Consider the following 24,701-nt stretch of genomic DNA (forward strand, 5'->3'; position numbering starts at 1 on the left):
GTCTCACTTCAGGTAGGTGCGGACGACTTCGAGCAATTGCTCGGCGGCGTCCTCGTTCAGGGCGCCGGGGTGTTTGTCGGCATCCACGAGATGGGTGAGGACGTGGTCCTCGACGATTTGCGCCATCAGCCCGGCCGTGGCGCCGCGCATACCCGCGAGCAGGTGCATCACCTTCTCGCAACTGGCCTCGCTCTCCAGCGCACGCTCGATGGCTTCAACCTGGCCGCGGATGCGGCGCACGCGCGCCAGCAGGCGCTGTTTGTCACGGACAGTATGGCTCATCTGGGTTGTATAGCCTACCCCCCTATGCCATGGAAGAGATGAAAACAGACTTTGGAGAAGGCGGCCGGGCCGGTTTCCGGTAGGCGCATCGTCGCGATGCGTGTCCGCAACATACAGGAGGATGACATTTGAGCGAGGCCATCACAAACCCCAGCTTCCGGCGGGCCGTATTCTGGGCAGGTACGTTCAACCTCGCCTATTTTGGCATCGAGTTTGCTGTGGCGCTGGTCATCGGCTCGGTCTCGCTCTTCGCCGACAGCATCGACTTCCTGGAGGACGCCTCGGTCAACCTCCTCATCATGCTGGCCCTCGGCTGGAGCCTGAAGAAGCGGGCGCGGCTTGGCATGGCCCTGGCCGGCATCCTGCTTCTGCCCGGTCTCGCCACACTCTGGATGGCATGGCAGAAATTCCTATACCCGGAGCCACCTTCGCCCATGCTGCTTTCGATCACGGCCTTCGGCGCGATGCTCGTCAACGCCGCTTGCGCGTTCATGCTGGCGCGCCACCGCGCGCATGGCGGCAGCCTCGCCAAAGCCGCCTACCTCTCGGCGCGTAATGATGTGCTGGCCAACATCGCCATCATCCTAGCCGGCGTGGTCACGGCCTATCTCTGGCGCTCGGCCTGGCCAGACCTGCTGGTCGGCCTCGGCATCGCCGTCGTGAACGCGGACGCGGCTCGCGAGGTATGGTCCGCCGCCCGCGAGGAGCACGGCGCCGCGGCGTAGCTTGAGGGTACTGCTGATCATAAACCGTGGCATTTTATTCGCCCTCTACTGGATGTACGGTTAAGTGGTGGGCTTTCGAAAGCCGGGCAATGCAACTTCTACTGGCCGAGGACGAACAGAAGACGATCGACTACCTCGCCAAGGGGTTGCGCGAGGATGGCCATGCCGTGGACGCGGTGGGCAATGGCGTTGACGCGCTGGCCCTGGCGCTGGCGGGTGAATTCGACGCGATCATCCTGGATGTGATGATGCCCGGGTTGGACGGTTGGGAGGTACTCAAACGCTTGCGCGCAGCCGGGCGGGCCACGCCGGTGCTGTTCCTGACCGCACGCGACCATGTAGAGGATCGGGTGCGCGGTCTCGACCTCGGCGCCAATGACTATCTCATCAAACCCTTCGCTTTCGCGGAGCTTCTGGCCCGGCTGCGTAATCTGGCGAGGCTGCCCAAGGCGGGACCCGGCTCCAGCCTGATGACCGTGGGGGATCTGGAGATCGACACCCTGCGCCACCGCGTCACCCGCGCGGGGCTGGTTCTGCAGCTTACCTCCAAGGAATATGCGTTGCTGCTGTTGCTGGCGCGCAACCAGGGGAGGGTGCTATCGCGCACTCTCATCGCCGAGGCGGTCTGGGGCCTGTTCCATGACCAGCAAGCCAACGCGGTAGACGCGCTGGTGCGCCGCTTGCGCGCCAAGCTGGACACGCCCTTTGAAATGGTCTTGCTGCATACGATCCGCGGCACGGGCTATGTGCTGGATAGATGAGGCTTCCAACCCTCCGCACCGCCTCCATCAGTGGCCGCCTCGCCTTGCTCTACACGCTGGGGGCGCTGCTGGCGGTGGGGCTGTTCGCGCTGCTGGCCAACTGGAAGCTTGATGCCAATTTTGCCATCGCGCATCGGGACTTTCTCCAGGCCAAGGCGGCGGAGTTTCAGGATGATCTGAATGAAGGCGCTGGCGCGCCGAACATGCTCATCAGTGAGATTTTGAAAGAGACCGATGGCGCCCGGCTGCGTGCCTATGAAGCCAGGGTGCTCGTGGCGGGAAAGCTGGCGGGCGAAACGCCAGGCATGGCCACCATGCTGCCCGCGCGCTTGTTTCCCGCAACGCGCGATGTGCAAAGCTTGACGCTCACACCTTATCAGACCGGGAGCAGCTCTTGGTTGCTTACCTGCCTGCCTCTGCAAGGACCGCAAGACGTGGTATTGCAAATCGGGCTGGACATCACGCGGGATGAAGCGCTGCTGACGGATTTTCACCGCGCTTTGGCCGTGTTCTTCCTGCTGATGGTACCGCTTTTGCTGGGTGCAGGGCGGCTGGCCGCCGCACATGCGCTGGAGCCAGTGACACGAATCGCCAAGGTGGCGCAAAGCATCACCCCCGCGCAGCTTTCCCGGCGCATCCCGCTCGATCCACCTTGGCCGTGGGAGCTGACTGGGCTGGTTAAGGTTTTCAACCAGATGCTGGACAATCTCGAGTCCAGCTTCGAGCGTTTGTCCCGCTTCTCGGCGGATATCGCGCACGAGCTGCGCACCCCACTTTCCATCCTCAATGGCAGCCTGGAAGTTTGCCTCATCCGCCCGCGCGACGAGGCGGAATATCGGGCCGCCATCGCCTCCGCACTGGAGGATGGCCAGCGCCTCACCGCGCTGATTGAGAATCTGCTGTTCTTGGCACGGGTGGAGAATCCCAGCCACGCACTGCGCCATGAGCGTTGCGAGGCTGCCGAGGTTTGTGCCTGGGTGGTGGCGCAATATCAGGCTCAATCCCGGCCCAAGGAACTGCATCTCCGCATCGAGGGAGCCGCCACGCTGTACGCGGATACGCTGCTCCTGCGGCAGGCGGTGGGCAATGTGCTGGCCAACGCCGTGCGCTATGCGCCGCCGGGCTCGGAGATTCTGCTGACCGTCTCCGGTGGCCCCGCCAGGGGTGTGAAGATCACTGTTTCCGACCAGGGGCCTGGCGTTGTGCCCGAGCATTTGCCCCGGCTGTTCGAGCGTTTCTACCAGACCGACCCGGCGCGCGGCCACCAGGCGACGCAGGGTTCGGGGCTGGGGCTATCTATCGTGCGCTCGATCATGGAACTGCATGGCGGGTGGGCGGAGATTGAAAGCGCGCCGGGCCAGGGCACGCAGGTAACGCTGCACTTTCCTTCGATGGAAGCCTGAACATGATAAAATTATCATCGAAATAGCGCCGTTCTGCCCGGCGGGGGCGCGTATCAAGGCCGGATGATTCGACGATCAACATTCGTGCCGCTCTGGCTCATTCTGACTGGTTTGGCCCTCACCGCGCAGGCTCCGGCCAGCTGGGTGACGGTGGGGGTTACCCAGCAAGCGCCCATCCTCTCCGGCTTTGCCTCTGTGCAGCCAAGTGTACCCATCGCAATCACCGCCCTGCAATCCGGTGTGCTCACCAATCTCTCCGTGGTGCCGGGCGAAAGTGTGCAGCCGGGTCAGATTATAGGACGCCTTGAAGGTCAGCAGATCGCGGCGGCACTGGCCGCGGCACAAGGGGCAAGCAACGCCGCCAACGCCTCCTTGGCGGCGGAGCGGGGCAAGCTCGCGGATCATCTCTCCACCAATGCGGCGGTGGCGCAGGCCCAGGCGGCGGCGGCTTCGGCCCGAGCCCAGCTTGCGGCGTTACGCGCCGCCGCTAGCCTGCAAAGCCCGGTGGCCGGGCAAGTGCAAAGCTTGGCTGCTGGGCCGGGGGCAGCCTTGCAGCCGGGGCAGGCCGTGGCGGTGGTGCAACCGGCCGCCGGCGCCTGGGTGAAGGCGGTGCTCTACGGCCCGCGGGCAGCCACACTTTTCCCCGGCACGGCGGCGCGGTTCATCCCCGCCGATGGCGCGCCCGTTGTGCCCGTTACGCTGCTCGGCATGCAGGGCACACAGGCCGATGGCGGGGTGGTTCTGGCATTTTCAGGCCAGGCGCTGCAGCCCGGCGAAGCGGGCACTCTTAGTCTCTTCTTGCCACGTCGCCCAGTGCTGCTGGTGCCCAGCTCGGCTTTGGTACTGGATGATGGACGCTGGTGGGTGATGCTGCATGACGCGCAAGGCGACCACGCCGTGCAGGTGGTGCCGGGCGCGGCGCAGGGCGCGCAAACGCCAATCCTTTCGGGCCTTGTTGCCGGGGATCAGGTCATCGTCCAGGATGCTGCGCTGCTCTACCATCGCGGCATCGCTTCCCAATATCAGCCGCCGGATTAAGCTATGACAGCCGCTTTGCTCCGCCTGCTCGGTCGCCCGGCCTTGTGGCTGATGATCTATGCGGCGTTACTCGGTTACGGACTGTTCGCGCTGTTCAATATCCCCGAGGAGGTTCTGCCCGCTTTCAACTATCCCGAGGTGAGTGTCTCGGTGCATCTGCCCGGCACTACCGCCACGGATATGGAGGCGATGGTGGCCACCCCGCTGGAGGGTGTGCTGCTCGGCCTGCCGGGAGTGTCCAATGTCCGCAGTACCATCAGCGACGGGCTGGTGGAGACCGATATGCGCTTTGCCGCCACTACCAGCGCCCAGGCGGATTTGCAGGCGGTGAACGGTGCTATCGAACGCGCCCAGACCAGCCTGCCGCCGGGCGCGCAGCCTTTCACGCAGATTATGGGCAATGCCATCAACGAAGTGGCGGATTACGCAGTGCGCATTGCTCCCGGCGCCTCACAAGCGGAGGTGGCGCGAGCGGTGGCGATGCGGCTGGTGCCGGCCTTGCGCGCGGTGCCCGGGGTGCAGCTTGTTACCTCCGCAGGGTTGGGGGATGAGGCGCTCTGGGTGCAGCCTAACCTTGCCGCCATGGAGCAGGCCGGTGTTTCCGTGCGGGCTTTGCAACAAGCGCTGGCCGGACAGGCCATGCTGGTGCCGGGAGGTTTCCTCAGCCTTGGCCATACGGATTCTCTTATCACCTTCGGCAACGCGCCAAGTGCAGCCGCGCTGGCACAAGTACCGGTGATGAGCCCCCATGGGCCGATTCCGCTGGGGGCGCTGGCGCGCGTTGTGCACAGCACGGAGCCGGTGCATCAACGCGAATTGCTGGATGGCGAGCCCGCTATCGCATTGGTTGTTTTCAAACAGCAGGGTGCTTCCACTTTGCCCGTGACGCGGGCGCTGGCACAGGCCATCAAAAGCGTGCCGTTGCCGCAAGGCGTTTCCGTGGTGCGGATCTACGATCAGGGCCATCTTGTGGGGGCAACGAGCGACGATCTGCGCCGCAATCTGCTCATCGGCGGCGTGTTGGCCATTGCTGGACTGCTCGCCGTGTTGGGGGGCGGCAGCGGCGCCTGGCTGCTGGCCTTGTCTCTTCCGGCCTCGCTGTTGCTGGGTATTGCCGGGCTGTACGCCACCGGGCAAAGCCTCAACCTGCTCACCTTCGGCGCCATCATCGTAGCGCTTGGGCTGGTGGCGGATGATTCCATCATCGTGCTGGAAAGCATTTTTCATCGCTGGGAAGCGGGCGATGACACCTGGCCAGGCATCTGGCGAGGTGTGCGGGAAATCATGGCGCCGGATATCATCGGCACGCTCACCACCATGCTGGTTTTCGTGCCGCTGCTATTCACCGGCGGGCTGGCCGGGCTATTCTGCGTGCCCTTCGCGTTGGGCATGATCTTCTCACTCGGCGCCTCGCTGCTGGTTTCTCTCACGCTGATTCCGCTGGGGCTGTTGCCGCGCCATGCCGTGCGCCCGCCGCGCACGGCCAATGCGTTGCTCATCCGGCTGATGGGCTGGAACCGCCGATTGTTCCGCCTCGCCCTGGCCTACCCGAAGCGCGCCGTGCTGGTCTGCGTGGTGCTGCTGCTGGCGAGCTCTGGGGCGATGAGCCTGGTTTCGGTGAATGTGCTGCCTTTGCCGAATGAGGGCGTGCTGCTCGAATCCTTCACCCTGGCGCCAGGCACGTCGCTCGCTGATACGGATGCGCTGATGCGCCGCCTCTTCGCCCGGCTGGCAAAAGACCCAGCGGTTGAGCACGTGCTGGCGCGCATCGGCTCGGCTGCTGATTCCACCTATACCGAGCCTGCTTATGCCGGAGAGATCACCATCCGCCTGAAACCCGGCGCGGGCGGCGCCAGCCTGGATGCTATTGCCAACCGCGTGCAGGCGGAAACGCAATTCCCCTCGCTACAAACAGGCATCGACACGCCGACCATCGAACGGTTGGGCGAAAGCCTGAACGGCCTGCCGCAGCCCTTCGCGCTGGATTTGTACGGCGATGATCTTGGCCAGATGTCCGCCACCGCCCAGGAAATCGCCCATCGCCTCGGCCGCGTGCCGGGGTTGAGTGATCTGTTCAATGATCAGGGTTATCCGGAGACCCAAATCCGCATCACCCCGCATGCGGCCGCGCTGGCGGCGGCGGGAATGACGCCAGCGGAATTGAGCGGTGAGGTTTCCACCCTTATGGCCGGGCAGGTGGTGGCTGAACTGCCGGATGGCGCTGCGCCGCTACCGCTTTATCTGCGCCTGCCGGACCCGCGCTTGCTCTCTCAGGAAGGGCTCGACGCACTGCCGGTGGGGCCGGACAGTGCCACGCCTTTGGGCTCGTTGGCGGATATCTCGTTCACCACCAGCCCCAACCAGTTCATGCGCATTGATGGTGCCCGAGCGCTGGAAATTCTCGCCACCCCCACCACCGCGCCCGATATCGCCATCGTCCAGGCGAAGCGCGCGTTGGTTGGGCTGAAGCTGCCACTGGGCGAGCGGATCGTTTTCGGTGGGTTGTACCCGATGCTGGAGCGTGCCGCATTGGGGCTGGGCGTGGCCGCCATCGCCGCCGTTACGGCTTTGGTTTGGGTGCTGTTCCTGCGCTTCTCCGGCCGGCGCGTGCCGCTCTTGCTGTTGGCGCAGATTCCGCTGGCGATGACCGGCGGCGGATTAGCCCTGGCGGCCAGCGGGCTGGGGCTGAACGGGATCGGGTTAATCGGCTTCCTGGCCTTGGCCGGGGTGAGTTTGAATCACGGCGTGGTGCTGCTGGACCGAGCCCAGCGTAACGAGGCGGCGGGTATGAGCCCGGAAGCTGCCATGGATGAGGCGCTGAACGTGCGCTTCCGCCCCATCTTTCTCACCACCGCCGTGGCGATTCTTGGTATGCTGCCCACAGCCCTCGGCTTTGGTACCGGCGCCGCGCCGGAACGGGGGCTGGCGGTGGTCATCGGCGGGGGCATTCTTTGGAGTGCGCTGCTCTGCACCAACTTGCTGCCTGCTCTCTATCTGGCCGGGCGTGGCGGACGGAAGCCGGAGACACAGCCGTGAAGCGCATGGTTCTGCTGGCTCTTGCCGGGCTTTCAAGCTGCGCTGCTTATCATCCCGCCCCTTTGCTGGACACAGCACAGGTTGCCGTACCACTACCAACCGCGCAACCTTTGACGCTGGCACAGCTTGTCGCCCTGGCGATGAAACGGGATCCTGACTTGGTGGCCGCGCGGGCGCAGGCTGGCATCGCCCAGGCGGAGCTGCTGGCCGCCGGAACACCGCCTGACCCATCGCTCTCCATAGGGTTCGAGGCGCTGCTGGGCGGCCCGGCCTCCATGTCCGCCATCGCGGGCAGCTTGGGTGAAGATGTCTCGCTCCTTGTTACCCGTTCAGCCGATGTAAATGCCGCTAAGGCGCATTTGTTGCAGGTGAATGCAAACATCCTCTGGCAGGAATGGCAGGTGGCCGCGCGGGCGGCGCAACTTGGGGTGACGTTGACCGGTGAGGCCGCCGACTTGGCGAGCCTGCATAGCGATGATCAGGCGCTGACGGCGCTGGAGCAGGATGTGCAGGTACAGACGGCGGCGGGTAATCTCACCCAACAGGATGTGTCAGCCACGCAAACTGCGCTGGCGGTGCTCCGCATCGCCTTGAATAGCGAGGAGCGGTCCCAGGCGCGGGATGAAGCGCAACTCGACGCGCTATTGGCGCTACCGTCCGGCACCCCGGTTGCTCTAACCCCGCCTGATGTGGCGCAAATTCCACCAGAGCGTCAGCAACAAGCCCTCGCCACCTTGCCGCGGCGCCGGCCGGACCTTCTGGCCCTGCGTTATGGCTATACCGAAGCCGATGAAAAACTCCGAGCCGTAATCCGCAGCCAGTTCCTGCCCATCAGCCTCGGCGCGCAAGGCGGGCGTGATACATCAGGCGTGGTCAGCGCCGGGCCGCAGGTTGCGCTGTCCTTGCCCTTGTTCAATCGCAACCGTCCAGCAATTCAAACCGCCGAGGCCACGCGCGCCGCCCTGCGCGCACAATATGCGGCCAGCTTGGCTGATGCCCGGAACGGCGCCGAAGCGCTGGAGCAAAGCATCTCATTACTGCAACGCCAAGCAACACAAGCTGATCAGGCCGCCGCGCAGGCTGCCTCTATCGCCGAGGATGCCCGCCATACCTTTGCCGCAGGTGGGCTGGATGCCAGGATGGAAACCGACCTCATCACTGCTGCTGGAGACCGTGAGCGTGAGGTGATTCAACTGCACACGCAACTGCAAACGGCGAACCTCTCCTTGGCTGTGTTGCTGGGGTTGGATTAGCCGCGAGCCCCAGGCAGGCGGGCAGGTCGGCGAGCGTGGTAATTTCATAAGCGGGTTTTCCCGGCAGGCGTTCTCGCCTTTGGCCATAGCGGTTGCACCAGACCACACGCATGCCGAAATCGGCGGCGGCGAAGGCGTCCCAGCCATTGGAGGATTGAAAGCTGATGGCGGATGCGGGAACCCCCAGCCTGTCCAGTGCGTATTGGTATACCCGCCGGTCGGTCTTGTAGGTGCGTAAGGGGTGCACGGAGAGCACCTCATCGAACAGGCCGGAAAGACCAGCGCTCTCGATGGCGTTGGCCAGCATCTCGGGTGTGCCATTGGAAAGGATAGCGGTTTTAAACCCCGCTTTACGCAGGGTTTTTAGCACATCCGGCACTTCGGGGAACGCGCAGAGCACCTCATACAGCGCCATTAGAGCCGCATGGCGGGCTGGCGACATTAGGCCGAGGCTGTCCAGTGCGAATTCCAGCGCCTCCGCCGTTACCTGCCGGAAATCCGCATAGGCCCCCTGCAGGGCGCGCAGCCAAGTATATTGCAGTTGCTTGTCACGCCACAGGGTGGTCAGCGCGGCGCGAGCGTCATCTGGGATATCCGGAAAGCGTGCGGCGGCGGAGCTGAAATCGAACAGCGTACCATAGGCATCGAACACACAGGCTTGCACGGGTTGCACGAGGGGCGGCATGTGAGCGTATCTCCGTTCAATATTGCGGTATTGTCGGCAAGGAGAGGCCGAGCGGGGTAAGGGCAGCCTCAACCATCCGGCGCAGCCGTGCCGGGTTCGGGTCCAGCCGGGCAAGAACGCGCAACGCCAGCACGGCACCAAAGAGTGCTTCTGCGGTAAGGGCGGGATCGGCATCTCCGGGCAGCAGCCTAGCTTGCATCGCCCGCCCGGTCTGGTCGCGCAGAAATGCCTCCACCTCGCTCAGGCGGTCGCGTACCAGGGTGCGAGTTTCCGGCTCATCAGCGCCGCCATCCAGGGCGGTGTTGATGAGCAGGCAACCCGAGGGCAGGTCTGGCGCCAGCGAAAGCACCAAAAGCTCGGTAAAGAAGCCCGTGATGGCGGCGCAGGGGTCCGCCAAGGCGGAAAGGCGCGGCAGGCGTTCCGCACTCAGCCCGGTATCGGCATAGCGGCGGAGCACTTCCCGGAACAGTCCGGCCTTGTCGCCAAACCTGTTATACAGCGCCGCCCCGCTGAGGCCGGTGGCCGACGTCAGATCGCGCAGGGAGGTGGCCGTATAGCCCTTACGCCAGAACAGGTCGCGGGCACGGTCGAGCAGGGCGTCATCATCGAGGGTACGGGGGCGGGGCATGATGGCTCCAAAAGCAGACGCTTTTAATAATAGATCGATCGTTTTAAAAACAAGAGAGGGCGGCTAGTGAAGAACATGTTTCAGCCTGGCTGTAACCTTTCATCAATGGCCGCCGAACAGGTCGTTATGGCTTTTTCACTGCCTGAATCTGGAGCCGCTCATGGATATGCCGCGTCCCGACGACGTCCTGCTGGATACCAAAAATGAGTTTGTCGGCGCGTCGGCCAGGGGAGGGGGATTTGGGCAACGTGGATTTAACTATCTTCAGCGCCGTCGTGTGGTGCTGGTCGGCAGTGACATTCCGGGCATAGAGGCGGCCGACATCCGGTTGGCTCTGCGCAAATTTCGCCTGGGTCCCGCGCTGCGGATGTAAATCCGTTGCAATGCAGCCAAAGCCTTGTTAGAGGGGCGGCAAGTATCCTGGACCCGGTGCAATTCCGGGTGGCTCTTCCGGCCGCCGATCCGCCAGACCACGCACAAATCATGCTTTCCCATTTCCGAACCGTTCCGGCGGTCCGCATGATGGTCGTTTGCCGAGGTACAATGGAACGTTTCTCCCCTTACATATCTCAATGGCGATACAGCCCTCGTACCGAAATCCTCTCCGGCGTAGTCGTTGCGTTGGCGCTCATTCCTGAGGCGATCGGCTTTTCTGTCGTCGCCGGCGTTGATCCCAAGGTCGGGCTTTACGCCTCGGTGGTCATTGCCTGTGTCATTGCCTTCGTCGGCGGGCGGGCAGCCATGATCTCTGCGGCCACCGCCTCCACCGCTGTGCTGATGACCGGTCTCGTGCATGCCCATGGCGTCCAATATCTGTTCGCCGCAACCATCCTCATGGGGCTGTTCCAGGTTCTAGGCGGTCTCTTGCGGCTAGACCGGTTGATGCGTTTCGTCTCGCAATCGGTACTCACTGGCTTTGTCAATGCTCTGGCGCTTCTTATCTTCCTGGCGCAGTTGCCGCAGATCATTGGCGCGCAGCCTGTCACGTTTGTGCTTATCGCCGCCGGTCTCGCCATCATTTATGGCTTCCCCTACATCACCAAGGCGGTACCTGCGCCTTTGGTGGCCATTGCGGTACTCACCCTGGCTTGTTTTGGTCTGCATCTGCATGCACGGGTGGTTGCTGATCTCGGCCAGTTGCCCACAACCGTGCCGGTGTTCGCTCTGCCGCATGTGCCGTTGACGGCGGATATGCTGAAAACCATTGCTCCGATTGCGCTCACCATGGCGGTCGTGGGGCTGCTGGAATCTCTGCTCACCGCAGAAATCCTCGATGACATGACCGATACCAATAGCAGCAAGGAGAGCGAGAGCATCGGCCAGGGCATCGCCAATATCGTGTCGGCCTGCTTCGGTGGCATGGGCGGCTGTGCGATGATCGGGCAGTCGGTTATCAATGTCTCCTCCGGCGGGCGCGGGCGCCTCTCGACCCTCACCGCAGGGGCTGTGCTGTTGGTTTTGCTGGTGATGCTGCAACGTCTCCTGGCCTATGTGCCGGTTGCCGCGCTCACCGCCGTGATGATCATGGTCTCGATCAATACCTTCTCCTGGCGCTCCATTCCGCAACTGCGGCGCAACCCATGGCAATCCTCGGTGGTGATGCTGGCGACGGTAGTGACGGTTGTAGCCACGCGCGATCTATCCAAAGGCGTGCTGGTGGGCGTGGTGCTGTCCGGCGTGTTCTTTGCCGCCAAGGTGGCGCGCATGGTGAGGGTGGTTTCCACGCTTTCAGCTGACGAGCGGACCCAAACCTATGCCGTCGAGGGGCAGGTATTTTTCGCCTCGGCCGGTTCTTTTGCGAAGGAGATCGAGGTGAACGGACCCGCCGCCGACATTATTATCGATGTTTCTCAAGCGCATTTTTGGGATATTTCCGCCATAGCGTCGCTGGACAAGGTGGTGCTGAAGGCCCGCCGGCATGGGAAGAAGGTCAGCATTATTGGCCTCAATGAGGCGAGTGCCACCATGGTTGAGCGCTTCGCTGTGCATGACAAGGAAGGTGCCGCCCAGCCGCAGCATTAAAATACCCTGCCGGGCAATGCCCGGCAGGGTAGGCGCTCCGAGGCCGAACCTGAGCTTGATGAAGGCGACTGGTGTTTGCGGTTTTTACGGCCTGGAATGCACGGTACGGTACATCGTTCGGTGAGGGGGCACGGAACCAGTTCTATCATGGCCGCGGTCGGCGAGCAGTTCGGCCGCCTTGGGCAGATGGGGTAACAGTCAAACGTGGTCAAATCTCAGTGGCAAAAACCGTTCTTCCCGGGTCACTTCTCAGTGGAAAGCAACACCTAGAGACTGCGACTATTAGTGCACAGACCGGTGGGGCCTGATCGGCGGCTGTACAATCCAGTTGGGCGTATCGTAGCATCCTCGCCCAAGCCAAGGCATGCGTTCGTTCAGCCAGCACCGCGTGGGCAGCAATGGCGTGGCCGCAATCGTCCGCATAGCCACTTCGTCATTTGGTAGGATTGCCAGCCGCCGTTCAATCTCGCTGTGAGCCGTACTTTCAAGTCCGCGCCCGATGAACACAAGGCAGCCATGCCGATCGGACAATGGCCCTGTGGCTGGCCAATGCTTCAGCCGCACCGGTGGATAAGCGGTACCCTGTACGCATTGCAGTACAACCGGTTCCGTCAGTCCTGCGACATTCACCACCCCCTTGGCGCACAGCAATTTCCTCTCAAACTCCTGCAGGATAAGCCCCATAACGACCGATAGCCCGCGCCACGTCACGGGACGTTCGAAACGAACAGTAAAGCTCGATACATCAGGATCATGGGCGTAGTGATTATTGCCGGGATGAAGCCGCTGGTGGGTCTTTTCGCCCAACCAGGCGGCGATATCTGGGATCTTCGGCGATAGCGCGTAGATGCCGCTAGAAAATAATTGCTCCGGAGCGATGTTGCCGTGCGTGACCCGCAAGCGTTGCGCCGAAGGATTGAGCGTGTCTAGCCATCCCTGCAGTGCCTCCAGAGTTGTGCGCTCCGATATGTCGCTTTTAGCGATCAACAGTCGATCAGCCATGACAATTTGCCGTATGGCCTCTTGGTGTTGCTCAAGTTGAGCACGGCCGCGGCTGGCGTCTACCACGGTGAGCACGCTGTCGCAGACATAGCGAGCGGCGATATAGCGGTCCTCCATGAGACTGTAGATAACCGGCATTGGGTCTGCTAGGCCCGTTGTCTCCACGATGACCCGCTTGATTGGCGGAATCTCGCGGCGCGACGCACGCTCATGCAGGTCGCGAAGTACCCGTACAAAATCGCCATGCACCGAGCAGCATAGACAGCCGGAATCCAACAATAAAATCGATTCATCCATTGTCTCAACAAGATGATGATCAATGCCCACCTCACCGAATTCATTGATCAGAACCACCGTGCCGTCCATTTCTGGGTGTTTGGTTAGCTGGTTCAGCAGTGTCGTTTTTCCCGAACCAAGAAAGCCCGTCAGTAGGCAGACGGCGATACGATCGACCGGCAGAACGCTGGATAATGGTGACATATCTATCATGATAAAGAAGTTCCTCGTGAAAATGCCTTGTTGGGTTCTTGTTGCTTCAGTCAAAGTAAAAGCTCAGCAAAAGCCATGCCAGTCAAAAAAACTGGAGAGATGGACCTTATAATGATGGGAGACCGTCCAGGTTCCAGAAAGCTTGCAGGCTTGATTCCAGATGAAAAACCAGGAGGTAGCGAAATGCCACGCAGACATGTTGCGTCGCGCAAGAGGGACCGGAAATCGGACGATCATCCGAAAAGACAACGTGATGGCAGTTTAGTCTGCACTCCCGGACACAATAGAATATCCTAGAAAAAACAGATCGTTATGTATTTTACGATATTTGGCATAGGCCTTGCTGATGAGCCATTCGTTCAAGGAGCAGAGTGCTCTGGTTGCCCACAAGAGACGAGGAGCCGGGCACGTCAAAGGCAAGGGAGAAGGCAGTTCAAAAATGGCATTACAAATCAACATCGATAATGGCGGCACGCTGACCGACATTTGCATCATGGATGGCGAAAAGGTCAAAAAAACGAAAATTCTGACCACGCCATATGACCTCAGCAAGTGCTTCTTCGAAGGGCTCCAGAAAGCCTCTGGTGTGCTCTACGGGAATACTGATGTGAAAAGGCTTCTGGAAGAGGTCGATCTTATCCGGTATTCCACTACGCAGGGTACCAACGCCATCTGTGAGCGCAAGGGGCCACGCCTGGGGCTGATCCTGAACGGTGCCGAGCGGAACCTTCCGAAGCTTCTTGCCGAACACGACCGGGAATTGTTCGAGGCTCTGATCGGCGAACGTATCGTCTTTCTGAACACTGACGTGGTCATGGGAGCAGAGGCGGACGTCGAAGTGGTGAAGGCGATCAATGTGCTTACTGCTGCCGGTGCAAACCGCTTGGTGGTCAGCTTCGATGGCCCTGGATTTCAAAATATTGAAGACCGCTTCAAAAAGGTGGCACTACGCAAATTCCCACGCCATTTGCTGGGGGCGGTGCCAATCCTCTACGGCAGTGATTTAACAACAGACAAGGAGGCCGAACGTCGGACATGGACGGCTATTATTAATTCTTTTCTGCATCCGTCCATGGAGGGGTTTCTCTATAACGCGGAGAACCGCCTGCGCGAATTCCGCATGAAGAATCCGCTGCTGATCTTCCGGAATGATGGTGATGCATCACGAGTTGCCAAGACCATTGCTATCAAGACGTACAGCTCTGGCCCGCGTGGCGGCATGGAAGGTATGAAAGCCTTTGCTAAGATCTATGACTTTTCTGATGTGGTTTCCATAGATGTGGGTGGTACGACGACCGATATCGGCCAGTGTGTTGAAGGCAAGGTGGCCGAGGCCAGGCGTGGACATGTGGAGGGCATAAGCGTGTCCTTCCCACTTTGCGAAATCATGAGTGCGGGAGCTGGTGGCAGCTCGATCTTCCGGGTGAAGGATGGGCACATCGCCATCGGTCCCGAGAGTGTCGGTGCAGTTCCTGGCCCCGCTTGTTTCGGACGTGGCGGCAAGGAGGCGACGATCACCGATGCCAGTCTACTTTGCGGTTTGTTTGATCCTACTTCCTATTTTGGCGGTGGCATGGGGTTGGACCGTGATCGTGCAGCAGCGGCGGTGAAGACGAACATTGCTGATCCACTTGGGTTGGGTATCGACGCAGCGCTCATCACAATGGAAAAGGCCTACGAAGCGAAGATCGCCGATGAGTTGCATCGCTTCACCAATATTTCCGAGAACACGGTGATGCTTGCCTTTGGCGGTGCCGGGCCACTAAATGCCTGTGGCGTAGCCGAGCAGGCAGGGATCCGTCAAGTGGCGGTTCCGCAGATGGCTGCCGTATTCTCGGCTTATGGCATTGGCGCCTGCGATATCTCGCAGCGTTATGTTGTGTCGCTCGATGCATTCTCGGCCGAGGAACTACACGAGAAGCTGGAAAATCTGAATACCAAGGCCTCGCGTGATATGTTTGCGGAAGGCTGTGCGGATGGCAGCTATACAGTTCAGGCTAGCTTGGTTGCAACTTTTCCAGATGGTCGTGTTGCTACTCAGGTTCTGCAAGGCGAGGCTGTGTTTCCTCCCGCCTTTTTTGAGGCGGACAACGTTGATCTTGAAGTCAATGCGGTCAAACTGCTGCGGAGCGGCGGCTCCAGAACGGCTGGTGTCAAGGCGCTTAACCCCGCGCGAGCTTCGGGCAGCCGTACCATCCTCACCGCGCAGGATGGGCGTATCACCGTGCCAGTTTATCGCCTGGGCAACATGCAGCCTGGCGACCATGCCGCTGGTCCGGCGATTCTAGAAGAGGATTATTTCACCTGCCGGGTTCTGAAAGGCTGGCGCTTTGTTGTCACTGATCTCGGCGATGTCATGCTGAATAGGGAGGATTAAAATATGAAAGTTCCCATGACCGAATATCTTCGCATCGATCTTGAAACGGAGAACTGGGAATGCCGAGTCTGCAACCATGTGGTTGGCTCAGCTAAGGGAAATTATAAGGAAGGCCTTCTGGTCCATAACCGGGACCCGCGCGAGATCCATCCGCCGATCATTGATCCTGACAAATATCGTTTTACATTCAGTCCAGATCCAGAATGGGTCCGCATTCTCGAATATTGCTGCCCGAGCTGTGGCACCCAGGTGGAAACCGAATACGCGATCCCGGGTCATCCCCCGTTGTTTGATATGGAGGTCAACCTGCCGGCGTTGAAGGCGCAATGGGAAGCCCGGGGCAAGGAGTCCGAGCCCTATGCGGGACCGGCGGTAACCACCGCCATTGGGCATAACCACTAAACTGAAGGCGGAGGGCTAGACCTCCGCCACCGCTTTTTTCGGTGCAGTAAGCAAAATTGGAGGAAACATGAAACGAGTTTCTGTCGATATCGGGGGTACGTTCACCGACTGTTTCGTCGTTTGGGGTGACAAATATGTCGAGGCAAAGGCTCTTACAACGCATCACAACTTGGCTATGGGATTCAACGAGGCTTTAGGTAAAGCATGTAATGTTCTTGATCTTGAGCTTGAAGATATCATGTCTGGCGTGGACTCCGTCCGCTACGCCACGACGCTTGGCACCAACGCGCTGATCGAGCATAAGGGACCCAGGATGGGCATGCTGGTTACCGCCGGGTATGAGGCGACCGTACCGCTCAGCCGCGCTCGTGGCTATGGCGAGGGGCTGGATAATCTTGGCCAGCAGGATATGCCAAACGCCCAGCGGCCCGATCCGTTGATTCTACCGCACATGATCCGTGGTGTGCGTGAACGTGTCGATTTCGAAGGTCGGTTGGTGATGCCGCTTGATGAAAACGATGTGCGCCTACAGATTCGTGAATTGGTTGACCGTGGGGCGCAGATCATCGTCGTCGCGTTGGTGAACAGCGTGGTGAGTCCGGCGCATGAACAGCGGATCGAGGAAATTATCCTGGAGGAATATCCCTCGCATCTCCTGGGTGCCATTCCGGTCATTCTCTCGCACCAAGTGGCTGGACGCAAGGGCGAATATGTTCGCGCCACATCGGCGATTGTTGATGGCTACCTGCATTCCACCATGTATCATGCGCTCTCTGCCCTGGAGCAGAATCTACGGTCCCATTCCTATGAAAAGCCGATGCTGGTGATTCATAATTCGGGCGGTATGGCGCAATTAAACTCCACCGATGCGCTGCAGACCATTCACTCCGGGCCGGTCTCCGGCATTGGCGCTTCGGAGCATCTGGCTCTGCAGGCGATGCTCGGCAATGTTGTGGCAACCGATATGGGGGGCACGAGCTATGATATCGGCATCGTCGTCGAAGGCGGCATCAAGCACTACGATTTTAATCCGGTTATCGACCGCTGGCTGGTCTCGGTGCCTATGGTGCATCTGGTCACACTTGGTGCGGGCGGCGGCTCCATCGCCTCTTACGACCGTATGTACAAGACCGTGCAATGCGGCCCTGAGAGTGCGGGTTCCGACCCCGGTCCGGCCTGCTATGATCGTGGAGGGATGCGCGCCACCGTGACCGATGCGGATCTGTTGCTTGGCTATCTTGATCCTGAAAATTATGCTGGGGGCTCCATTCCCTTGAATCCACGCCGCTCCAAATCGGTGATCGAAGACACGCTCTGCGACGAGCTGGATTGCTCGGTCATCGATGCGGCATTGCTGATCCGTGAGAAGGTGGATGACAACATGGCCAACGGCCTGTTCACCGAACTCCGAGCCCGTGGCTATGATCCCGAGGACTTCACCATGCTCGCCTATGGTGGCAACGGCCCGTTGCATTGCTGTGGCATCGCCAAGAACCTGAATATCGACCGCATTCTAGCACCGCCTTTCAGCTCTGTGTTCTCTGCCGTGGGAGCGGGCAACATGCATCAGCTCCATATCCACGAACAGTCGCTCTATATGGTGCTGTACGATTCCAACTCGCGCCATATCTTCGACGATTACGAGCGTTTCAACGCTATCGTTGCGGAGCTGCGCGAACGCGGTAAGCGGGATCTGCTCCGCCAGGGCGTGGCACCGGAGGACATCCGCCACAGCCTGGAGCTGGATATGCGTTACGGTAATCAGCTCGTGCAGACCACGGCGGTGATTCCGCAGCATGAGGTGCATGGCCCAGCCGATGTGCTGGCGATCATCTCGCAATTCTCCAATGATTACGGCAAGCGCTTCGGTGAAGGCTCGCAGGCGCCGGAGGCGGGTATTCGCATCAATACCATCCGCGTTGCGTCCTACGTGCATCATCAAACGGTGCAGTTCGAAGATATTAAGCCCCTGCCGAAGGGTGAACGCCAAGCTCCGCCTGCACCCTCCAGCCGTCGGAACTGCTATTTCGTCGGTCATCAGGGGAGTCGCGACACCCCGGTCTGGAACCGGGCCGACGTCAAGCCTGGCGTGGAAATTCCGGGGCCTGCGATCATCGCCTCGGAGGTGACGACCTTCCTCGTCGATCCGGGCTGGACCTTTGTCGCCGCCAAGCAAGGGGCTTCCTGGTTTCTACGCAACGAATAAGTCAACGGCATAAACCCTGATTTTTGGGAGGATATCCTGATGAACCAAATGAGCAATGCACGGGCGCTGAAGACGCCGTCAGCCGCCGATATGGAGCTGATCAAGAAGTTCCTCGACGATACCACGCTGTTCCTGGGGCCTGACCCCGAGATCATGCAGAATCATGACCTCATGCCCCGCAGCCGGGATGAGGATGCGGCGATCACGGCGTTCAACGATGTTCACAGTATCGCCAAGATCCGCGACCGCATTCAGTCCGGCTGCGATGAAGGCTATGAGATGGTGGAGCAGATGGGCGCCGCCCCGGGCGCGAAATGGGGAGACGTCATCACTGGCGTCTATTCCGCGTCTGGCGACCTTGCCATTGCCAGTGCTGGCGGTGTGCTGATTTTCTCGGCGCTGGTGCATCACCCGATCAAGTTTATCATCAAAAACTGGTTGAATGACCCTACCGTCGGCGTGCGCGAGGGCGATGGCTTTATCCACAATGACTCCCGCTACGGCAACGTGCATAATACTGACCAGAGCATGATCCTGCCCATTTTCCACGAGGGCAAGCTGGTGTGCTGGGTGGCGTCCACCGTGCACGAAGGGGAGAACGGCGCCATTGAGCCGGGCGGCATGCCCTCCATGGCGGAGAGCCCGAGCGATGAAGGGCTGAAGATGTCGCCCTTCAAGGTCGTCGAGAATTATCAGATCAAACGGGATATCCTGACCTTTCTGCAGAATTCGGTGCGTGAGCCAAAGCTGCAATACGAGGATATGAAGGTGAAGCTTTTCGCCTGCTTGCGTATCAAGCAGCGCATCGAGGAGACGCTGAACACCGATGGTCCCGAGGCACTGATCTCGACGCTGCGTCTGACCATGGAGAATGTCCGGGCTGAAGTGAAGCGGCGCGTTAGCGAATGGCCGGACATGACGGTACGCACCTACATCATTCAGGACTCGACCTTGCGCGAGAACTGCGTGGTGAAGATCAACTGCAAGCTGACCAAGACCGGCGACCGGTTGATATTCGACTTCCGCGGGTCCAGCCCGGAATTCACCAACCGTGCCACAAATACCATCGTCGCGGGGCTCAAGGGCATGCTGGCGCAGGTGTTCCTGTGCTATGTCTGGCCGGATCTGCCGCGTGGTCAGGCGGCCTTCGCGCCCATCGAGGTCATCACCGATCCGCATTCGATCGTGAATTGCTCCTATGATGCGCCGAACTCGCAGAGCCTGATGTCGATCTTCACCGGCTTCACCGCCGGCCAGCATGCCGTGGCGAAATTCCTCTATAGCTGCCCGGAGAAATTCACCAAGGTGCATGCGCCGACCTTTAACATGATCAACACCTTCATCTGGGGTGGTGTAAGCCAGCATGGCGAGACGCTGGGCAATCTCTGCGCCGATCTCAACGGCATGGGTGCTGGCGCGGTTGTCGACCGTGACGGTGAGCACGCCTTGGCGCCGATCTTCGCCACCATGGCCGATATCGGCGAGCAGGAGTTGAACGAGGAGGAGGTACCGTTCCTGCAACTCGTGTCGAAAAAAATGACGCGCGACGCCATCGCGCCCGGCAAGTACCGGGGCGGACAGGGCTACACCATGATGGTGGCGACCAAGGACTCTTCGCAATGGGGCTTCATGACCACCTGCCAGGGCGCGAAGATACCGCCGCTGCAGGGGCTGTTCGGCGGCTATGCCTGCGGCTGCTACCCGCTGAGCAAGGTCCAGGGCGTGGATGTTTACGACATCCTCATCAACGAGCCCGAGAAGTTCCGCCACTCGATCGAGGAGATCATGAACGAGAGGCCTTTCGATGGCGCATCCTACACCACCCACCATATGGGCATGGGGTTCGAGATCTCCCGGCGTGGCGAGTTGTTCATGATCTCCCAGGGGGCAGGGGCGGGGTATGGTGATCTGCTGGAGCGCGAACCGGCGAACGTAATCAAGGACATCGAGGAAGGGCTGATGTCCTCTGAGGTTGCCGAGCGTCTCTATAAGGTGAAGTTCGACTCTGCCACGCTGGCCATCAATTTCGAAGCCACGGCCCAGGCCCGGGCGGAGGAGCGCAAGGCCCGCATTGCGCGGTCAAAGCCCTATGCCGAGTTCATCAAGGAGTGGAACAAGCCGAAACCGCCCTCGCATCTGCAATATTTCGGCTGTTGGGGGGATGATGTTTCGATCCTCTATATGGGCGGCCCGGATGTGATCCGTGATGCAGACAAGCCCAAGCCGAACTATATGCAACATCCCAAGGATGTCCGCATTGCCGAGCTGGAGGCGCGGCTTGCCAATCTGGGCGCACTTGGGGACGAGAAGCAATGAGCCAGAGCCTCGTCGATAAATTGCCGGATATATCCGGCAAGGCGGGGCTGCGCGTATGGCTGAAGTCGTCGGGCTATGCCCGGCGGCTTCTTCTTGGCGAGGCAGGGGATCCCTGGCTCGGTGCTGCCGCTTATCTCGCCTATTTCGGCCAAGCCAATGGACTGTTGCGTCCGGATATTGCGGTGCTGGAGGTGGACGACCTGCTCCGCTCCTGGGCCAAGCGCCACCCCGCCCTTACCTCCGAGATGGCGGCCAAGCGCCGGACCTCCTACCCGTTGAGGAAGCTACTGGAGGCCGAAGGACCGCGCCAGCTTCTGGCCGAGGTGGCCGAAGCTGTGGCTGGCGCTGTGCGCGGCCAGGTGCCGGTGGTGTTGGCCATGGCTACCCCTCGCGCTTGGCTGGGTATGGCAAGCCAACTGACGGGGCGAGATGATGTCACCGTCGAGGATGACGATCTCGAGGACGCGGCCATGTATATGGCGGACTTCTTCCGTTCGGTGTCCTCGGCGCCGGTCGGCGGTGTTTTTCTGGAGGATGGTAAGGCCCCGGCGCAGCTTGGCGATGCCGCACGTTGCCGCCCTGTAGTGAACGTGGCGCGCCACTATCGCTGGGGGATCGTCTGGCGCACCCAGGGGGACGCCGGGGAGGCCCTGGCGGAGATGGTGGACGGCCTTGTTATGCCGTTGCCGCCTACGGGGCTCGCCAAGGCGGCAGGGCTGGAGGTCGGGCCCGCGCTCTGGTCCGGCGCGGCGCTGCCCCCCCTGGCACCGGGGCAGTTCTACTTTGCTGAAATCCCCGTGGATCAGAAGCCGGAGACGGTCCTCGATAATCTCTCCCGCTTGCGCTGAACCCACCCCATATAACCTGGACAAGGAGGAAACATAAGATGAAAGCATTAGTCTACCAGGGACCCGGCCAGAAGGTACTTGCGGATGTGCCGAAACCACGCATCGAGGCTTCGACGGACGTGATCGTAAAGCTCGCCAAGACCACGATCTGCGGCACCGACCTGCACATCCTGAAAGGCGATGTACCAACGGTGAAGCCGGGTACCGTGCTCGGGCATGAAGGCGTGGGCGTGATCGATGAGGTCGGCGATGGTGTGCAGAGCTTCAAGAAAGGCGACCGCGTGCTGATTTCTTGCATCACATCCTGCGGTAAATGCGATTACTGTCGGCGCGGGATGTATTCCCATTGCCGCCAGGGCGGCTGGATACTGGGGCATACCATCAATGGCACCCAGGCGGAGTATGCGCGCATCCCCTTTGCCGAAACCAGCCTGCACCGGATTCCGGAGGGCATGGATGAAGAGGCGCTCGTTATGCTCAGCGATATTCTGCCCACCGGCTATGAGTGCGGTGTGCTGAACGGCAAAGTCTCACCCGGCGCCACTGTGGCTATCGTCGGTGCTGGGCCGGTGGGGTTGGCGGCGCTGCTCACGGCGCAGTTCTACTCGCCAGCCGAAATCATCATGATCGACCTAGACGACAACCGCCTTGCCGTGGCGAAAACGTTCGGTGCGACACGGACCGTAAACAGCGGCAAGGACAGTACTGTTGATGCAGTGATGGCTCTGACCGGCGGCAATGGTGTGGATGTGGCCATCGAGGCGGTTGGCATTCCGCCGACCTTCGAGCTGTGCCAGGACATTGTGGCGGCGGGGGGCACGATTGCCAATGTCGGTGTCCACGGCGCCAAGGTGGACCTGCATCTCGAACGGTTGTGGGCTCACAACATCACCCTCACCACGCGGCTGGTTGATACCGTTACCACACCTATGTTGCTGAAGACGGTACAGGCTAACAAGCTTAATCCAAGCCAGCTTATCACCCATCGCTTCAAGCTGGAAAACATGCTGGATGCCTACGATACCTTCCAGCGCGCCGCGGCGACCAACGCGCTCAAGGTTATCATCGAGCTCTAAGAACCAGTAGGCGATTTCTTCAAATTCCCGCTAAACTTGGGCCGCCATCTCAGTGATGGCGGCTTTTTGCTTGGTGTCGTTTATCCAGCCACGGTAAAAGCTGTGCCAGTTTTCGACCGTACCTCATCCAGGCTTACGCCCGGTGCCAACTCAAGGAGTGTCGTGCCTCCGCCATGCCGGCTGACGCTGAGTACGCCTAGATCGGTAATCACCAGATCAACAACGCCCTGGCCGGTCAGCGGCAGGGTACAGCATTCAAGGATCTTGAGCTCTCCATCCTTCGCAGTGTGTTCCATCACAACAACCACGCGCTTCACGCCGGCCACCAGATCCATGGCGCCGCCCATGCCCTTCACCATCTTGCCTGGTACCATCCAATTGGCGAGGTCACCATTTGCTCCCACCTGCATGGCGCCGAGGATTGAGAGGTCGACATGACCTCCACGGATCATGGCGAAGCTGTCGGCCGATGAGAAATAGCTTGTCTTGGGCAACTCTGTAATGGTCTGTTTCCCTGCATTGATGAGGTCAGCCTCCTCCTCGCCCTCGAACGGGAATGGCCCCATGCCCAGCATCCCGTTTTCGCTTTGTAAGGTTACATTCATCCCTGAGGGGATGTAGTTTGCCACCAGCGTTGGAATACCAATACCCAGATTCACGTAGAAACCATCGCATAGTTCCTTGGCGGCGCGGGCTGCCATTTGTTCGCGGGTCCATGCCATGTTAATTCTCCCTTTTGCGCACGGTGCGCTGTTCGATGTACTTTTCGTAGGCGGTGCCTTCGATAATCCGCTGTACAAAGATACCTGGTGTATGGATATGGTCGGAAGCCAACTGGCCGGCTGGGACCAGATGTTCGACCTCGGCAATGGTGATCTTCGCGGCCGTTGCCATCACCGGGTTGAAATTGCGGGCTGTCTTGCGAAAAATCAGATTACCCTCCGTATCGCCCTTCCATGCCTTTATGATGGCAAGATCTGCGGTCAGGGCTTGCTCCATCAGATACTCCGCGCCATTAAAGCTGCGCGTCTCCTTACCCTCGGCCACCAGCGTACCGATGCCGGTGCGCGTGAAAAATGCCGGAATGCCGGCCCCGCCGGCGCGGATGCGTTCAGCCAGTGTGCCCTGCGGCGCGAATTCCAGCTCAAGTTCGCCGGATAGATATTGCTGGGCAAAGAGCTTGTTTTCGCCGACATAGGACGAGATCATCTTGCGAATTTGCCGTGTTGCAAGCAGCGCACCCAGGCCGATGCCGTCGGTTCCGCAATTATTGCTGATGACCGTGAGGTTCCTTACACCGGACTCTCGAAGCGCGACAGTGAGTTTTTCTGGAATGCCGCACAGCCCGAAACCGCCTGACATCACCGTCATACCATCGAATACGATACCGTCCAGCGCCGTTGTGGCGCTAGCATAGATTTTGTTCATTTTTCTCTCCCTGGTTACGAAAGAATTTTTTAGGATACTTGGCATCTAGCGGAGGCACTCCAGAATGCTTGCAAAATTGGCAACTGCTGCGCCGCCCATATTGAATAAGCCAGCCAACTCAGCGCCTGGCACTTGGCCCCCCCCGTGCTGTAGCCAGAAATTGCATGGCGCATAGGGCGTGCATGGATACACCGGTTGCGCCGATGGGTGACCTTTAGCCTTTAACCCGTCTGACGGATTAACGGGAAGGCGGCCATCCATTTCCGTCCACCCTTCCTCGATGGCTTGGGCGTCGCGTCCTGGTGGTGTAAGGCCCATGCCTTCATATTCGATCAGTTCGGCGGTCGTGAAGCAGTCATGGGTTTCCACGAAGCTTAGATCGGAAAGAGAAATGTCGGATTGGGTCAGGGTCTTCTGCGAAGCAAGACGAGGTCCTTCAAAAGCGATGATGTCGCGCTTGGACATTGGCAGATAGTCATTGACCTGTACCGCCGAGCGAAACCGTACAGCTTGCTTCATGCTGCGTGCGGTATCGGATGATGCCAGGACGACCGCAGCGGCACCATCAGAGACCAGTGAGCAGTCGGTGCGGCGCAGATGCCCAACGAGGATCAGATTCTTGTTGCCGCTGACGTGCTCCCCTGGAATGTGACCGTTTTTGTGTAGAGTCTGTTCCTGGGGGATAGACCGATGAAGGGCAGCCGATTTTCTGAAGAGCAGATTA

Annotated in this window: 21 protein-coding genes and 1 other annotated feature; of the genes, 14 read left to right on the forward strand and 7 right to left on the reverse strand. The window is 60.2% G+C overall.

The window, feature by feature from the left end:
• Positions 1 to 3: 3 nt before the first annotated feature.
• Positions 4 to 282: a metal/formaldehyde-sensitive transcriptional repressor gene (locus tag HNP71_RS13310; RefSeq protein WP_183267439.1), complete on the reverse strand. Its 279-nt coding sequence runs from the start codon at positions 280 to 282 to the stop codon at positions 4 to 6.
• Between the two features lie 128 nt (positions 283 to 410).
• On the opposite strand from HNP71_RS13310, the gene HNP71_RS13315 reads away from it, so the two are divergent.
• The 6 genes from HNP71_RS13315 to HNP71_RS13340 all read left to right on the forward strand — a co-directional run bounded on the left by HNP71_RS13315 (position 411) and on the right by HNP71_RS13340 (position 8,498).
• Positions 411 to 1,007, forward strand: a complete 597-nt coding sequence (locus HNP71_RS13315) for a cation transporter (RefSeq protein WP_221246908.1) — start codon at positions 411 to 413, stop codon at positions 1,005 to 1,007.
• Positions 1,008 to 1,096: 89 nt separating this feature from the next.
• Positions 1,097 to 1,768: a heavy metal response regulator transcription factor gene (locus tag HNP71_RS13320; protein WP_183267440.1), complete on the forward strand. Its 672-nt coding sequence runs from the start codon at positions 1,097 to 1,099 to the stop codon at positions 1,766 to 1,768.
• Complete coding sequence (locus tag HNP71_RS13325; RefSeq protein WP_183267441.1) at positions 1,765 to 3,171, forward strand: heavy metal sensor histidine kinase; 1,407 nt, start codon at positions 1,765 to 1,767, stop codon at positions 3,169 to 3,171. The genes HNP71_RS13320 and HNP71_RS13325 overlap by 4 nt, the downstream gene beginning before the upstream one ends.
• Positions 3,172 to 3,255: 84 nt before the next feature.
• A complete protein-coding gene (locus tag HNP71_RS13330; protein ID WP_183267442.1) occupies positions 3,256 to 4,209 on the forward strand; it encodes an HlyD family efflux transporter periplasmic adaptor subunit in 954 nt (317 codons plus the stop codon).
• 3 nt (positions 4,210 to 4,212) lie between these two features.
• Entirely contained in the window at positions 4,213 to 7,245 is a 3,033-nt protein-coding gene (locus HNP71_RS13335; protein WP_183267443.1) for an efflux RND transporter permease subunit, read from the forward strand.
• 5 nt (positions 7,246 to 7,250) lie between these two features.
• Positions 7,251 to 8,498: a TolC family protein gene (locus HNP71_RS13340; RefSeq protein WP_246344226.1), complete on the forward strand. Its 1,248-nt coding sequence runs from the start codon at positions 7,251 to 7,253 to the stop codon at positions 8,496 to 8,498.
• Here HNP71_RS13340 and HNP71_RS13345 read toward each other — a convergent pair.
• Together HNP71_RS13345 and HNP71_RS13350 are read right to left on the reverse strand one after the other, a co-directional pair.
• Complete coding sequence (locus HNP71_RS13345) at positions 8,401 to 9,183, reverse strand: haloacid dehalogenase type II (RefSeq protein ID WP_183267445.1); 783 nt, start codon at positions 9,181 to 9,183, stop codon at positions 8,401 to 8,403. The genes HNP71_RS13340 and HNP71_RS13345 overlap by 98 nt on opposite strands.
• Positions 9,184 to 9,199: 16 nt before the next feature.
• Positions 9,200 to 9,811 carry a TetR/AcrR family transcriptional regulator gene (locus HNP71_RS13350; protein WP_183267446.1) on the reverse strand — a complete coding sequence of 204 codons (612 nt, stop codon included), beginning with the start codon at positions 9,809 to 9,811 and terminating at the stop codon, positions 9,200 to 9,202.
• Between the two features lie 160 nt (positions 9,812 to 9,971).
• On the opposite strand from HNP71_RS13350, the gene HNP71_RS13355 reads away from it, so the two are divergent.
• Together HNP71_RS13355 and HNP71_RS13360 are read left to right on the forward strand one after the other, a co-directional pair.
• Complete coding sequence (locus tag HNP71_RS13355; RefSeq protein ID WP_183267447.1) at positions 9,972 to 10,184, forward strand: hypothetical protein; 213 nt, start codon at positions 9,972 to 9,974, stop codon at positions 10,182 to 10,184.
• Between the two features lie 46 nt (positions 10,185 to 10,230).
• Positions 10,231 to 10,286, forward strand: a sequence feature (sul1 is cis-regulatory element that is thought to sense ions involved in sulfur or methionine metabolism; They are found in Alphaproteobacteria).
• Positions 10,287 to 10,354: 68 nt separating this feature from the next.
• Positions 10,355 to 11,833 carry a SulP family inorganic anion transporter gene (locus tag HNP71_RS13360; protein ID WP_221246927.1) on the forward strand — a complete coding sequence of 493 codons (1,479 nt, stop codon included), beginning with the start codon at positions 10,355 to 10,357 and terminating at the stop codon, positions 11,831 to 11,833.
• 282 nt (positions 11,834 to 12,115) lie between these two features.
• Here the strand turns inward: HNP71_RS13360 and HNP71_RS13365 are convergent, their stop codons facing one another.
• Positions 12,116 to 13,324 carry a CobW family GTP-binding protein gene (locus HNP71_RS13365; RefSeq protein WP_183267449.1) on the reverse strand — a complete coding sequence of 403 codons (1,209 nt, stop codon included), beginning with the start codon at positions 13,322 to 13,324 and terminating at the stop codon, positions 12,116 to 12,118.
• Positions 13,325 to 13,670: 346 nt separating this feature from the next.
• On the opposite strand from HNP71_RS13365, the gene HNP71_RS13370 reads away from it, so the two are divergent.
• The 6 genes from HNP71_RS13370 (at position 13,671) to HNP71_RS13395 (ending at position 22,549) form a co-directional block, all read left to right on the forward strand.
• Positions 13,671 to 15,701 (forward strand): hydantoinase/oxoprolinase family protein, encoded by a 2,031-nt coding sequence (locus HNP71_RS13370; RefSeq protein ID WP_221246910.1) that lies wholly within the window; start codon positions 13,671 to 13,673, stop codon positions 15,699 to 15,701.
• A gap of 15 nt (positions 15,702 to 15,716) precedes the next feature.
• Positions 15,717 to 16,103, forward strand: coding sequence for an acetone carboxylase subunit gamma (locus HNP71_RS13375; protein ID WP_221246912.1), 387 nt, complete (start codon positions 15,717 to 15,719; stop codon positions 16,101 to 16,103).
• A 67-nt stretch (positions 16,104 to 16,170) separates the two neighbouring features.
• On the forward strand, positions 16,171 to 18,309 hold the full coding sequence (locus HNP71_RS13380; protein ID WP_183267451.1) for a hydantoinase/oxoprolinase family protein: 2,139 nt from the start codon (positions 16,171 to 16,173) through the stop codon (positions 18,307 to 18,309).
• A 39-nt stretch (positions 18,310 to 18,348) separates the two neighbouring features.
• Complete coding sequence (locus HNP71_RS13385; protein WP_183267452.1) at positions 18,349 to 20,625, forward strand: hydantoinase B/oxoprolinase family protein; 2,277 nt, start codon at positions 18,349 to 18,351, stop codon at positions 20,623 to 20,625.
• Entirely contained in the window at positions 20,622 to 21,473 is an 852-nt protein-coding gene (locus HNP71_RS13390) for a hypothetical protein (RefSeq protein WP_183267453.1), read from the forward strand. Before HNP71_RS13385 ends, HNP71_RS13390 begins: the two co-directional genes overlap by 4 nt.
• An 86-nt stretch (positions 21,474 to 21,559) precedes the next feature.
• A complete protein-coding gene (locus tag HNP71_RS13395; protein ID WP_221246914.1) occupies positions 21,560 to 22,549 on the forward strand; it encodes a zinc-dependent alcohol dehydrogenase family protein in 990 nt (329 codons plus the stop codon).
• 80 nt (positions 22,550 to 22,629) lie between these two features.
• On the opposite strand, the gene HNP71_RS13400 is transcribed toward HNP71_RS13395, so the two are convergent.
• From HNP71_RS13400 to HNP71_RS13410, 3 genes are all read right to left on the reverse strand, one after another.
• Complete coding sequence (locus HNP71_RS13400; protein WP_183267455.1) at positions 22,630 to 23,271, reverse strand: 3-oxoacid CoA-transferase subunit B; 642 nt, start codon at positions 23,269 to 23,271, stop codon at positions 22,630 to 22,632.
• A 1-nt stretch (position 23,272) separates the two neighbouring features.
• Positions 23,273 to 23,977, reverse strand: a complete 705-nt coding sequence (locus HNP71_RS13405; RefSeq protein WP_183267456.1) for a CoA transferase subunit A — start codon at positions 23,975 to 23,977, stop codon at positions 23,273 to 23,275.
• Positions 23,978 to 24,022: 45 nt separating this feature from the next.
• On the reverse strand, positions 24,023 to 24,701 hold a 679-nt coding region (locus HNP71_RS13410; RefSeq protein WP_408840926.1), incomplete at its 5' end, for a thiolase C-terminal domain-containing protein.

Origin of the sequence: Acidocella aromatica (genome assembly GCF_014201825.1) — a bacterium.
Lineage (GTDB): Bacteria > Pseudomonadota > Alphaproteobacteria > Acetobacterales > Acetobacteraceae > Acidocella > Acidocella aromatica.

Coding starts and splice junctions, on each gene's coding strand:
- HNP71_RS13350 (WP_183267446.1), bottom strand. CDS start 9,811: ATGCCCCGCCCCCGTACCCTCGATGATGACGCCCTGCTCGACCGTGCC.
- HNP71_RS13310 (WP_183267439.1), bottom strand. CDS start 282: ATGAGCCATACTGTCCGTGACAAACAGCGCCTGCTGGCGCGCGTGCGC.
- HNP71_RS13320 (WP_183267440.1), top strand. CDS start 1,097: ATGCAACTTCTACTGGCCGAGGACGAACAGAAGACGATCGACTACCTC.
- HNP71_RS13400 (WP_183267455.1), bottom strand. CDS start 23,271: ATGGCATGGACCCGCGAACAAATGGCAGCCCGCGCCGCCAAGGAACTA.
- HNP71_RS13340 (WP_246344226.1), top strand. CDS start 7,251: ATGGTTCTGCTGGCTCTTGCCGGGCTTTCAAGCTGCGCTGCTTATCAT.
- HNP71_RS13335 (WP_183267443.1), top strand. CDS start 4,213: ATGACAGCCGCTTTGCTCCGCCTGCTCGGTCGCCCGGCCTTGTGGCTG.
- HNP71_RS13345 (WP_183267445.1), bottom strand. CDS start 9,183: ATGCCGCCCCTCGTGCAACCCGTGCAAGCCTGTGTGTTCGATGCCTAT.
- HNP71_RS13385 (WP_183267452.1), top strand. CDS start 18,349: ATGAACCAAATGAGCAATGCACGGGCGCTGAAGACGCCGTCAGCCGCC.
- HNP71_RS13355 (WP_183267447.1), top strand. CDS start 9,972: ATGGATATGCCGCGTCCCGACGACGTCCTGCTGGATACCAAAAATGAG.
- HNP71_RS13380 (WP_183267451.1), top strand. CDS start 16,171: ATGAAACGAGTTTCTGTCGATATCGGGGGTACGTTCACCGACTGTTTC.
- HNP71_RS13375 (WP_221246912.1), top strand. CDS start 15,717: ATGACCGAATATCTTCGCATCGATCTTGAAACGGAGAACTGGGAATGC.
- HNP71_RS13370 (WP_221246910.1), top strand. CDS start 13,671: ATGAGCCATTCGTTCAAGGAGCAGAGTGCTCTGGTTGCCCACAAGAGA.
- HNP71_RS13360 (WP_221246927.1), top strand. CDS start 10,355: ATGGAACGTTTCTCCCCTTACATATCTCAATGGCGATACAGCCCTCGT.
- HNP71_RS13390 (WP_183267453.1), top strand. CDS start 20,622: ATGAGCCAGAGCCTCGTCGATAAATTGCCGGATATATCCGGCAAGGCG.
- HNP71_RS13365 (WP_183267449.1), bottom strand. CDS start 13,324: ATGATAGATATGTCACCATTATCCAGCGTTCTGCCGGTCGATCGTATC.
- HNP71_RS13325 (WP_183267441.1), top strand. CDS start 1,765: ATGAGGCTTCCAACCCTCCGCACCGCCTCCATCAGTGGCCGCCTCGCC.
- HNP71_RS13405 (WP_183267456.1), bottom strand. CDS start 23,977: ATGAACAAAATCTATGCTAGCGCCACAACGGCGCTGGACGGTATCGTA.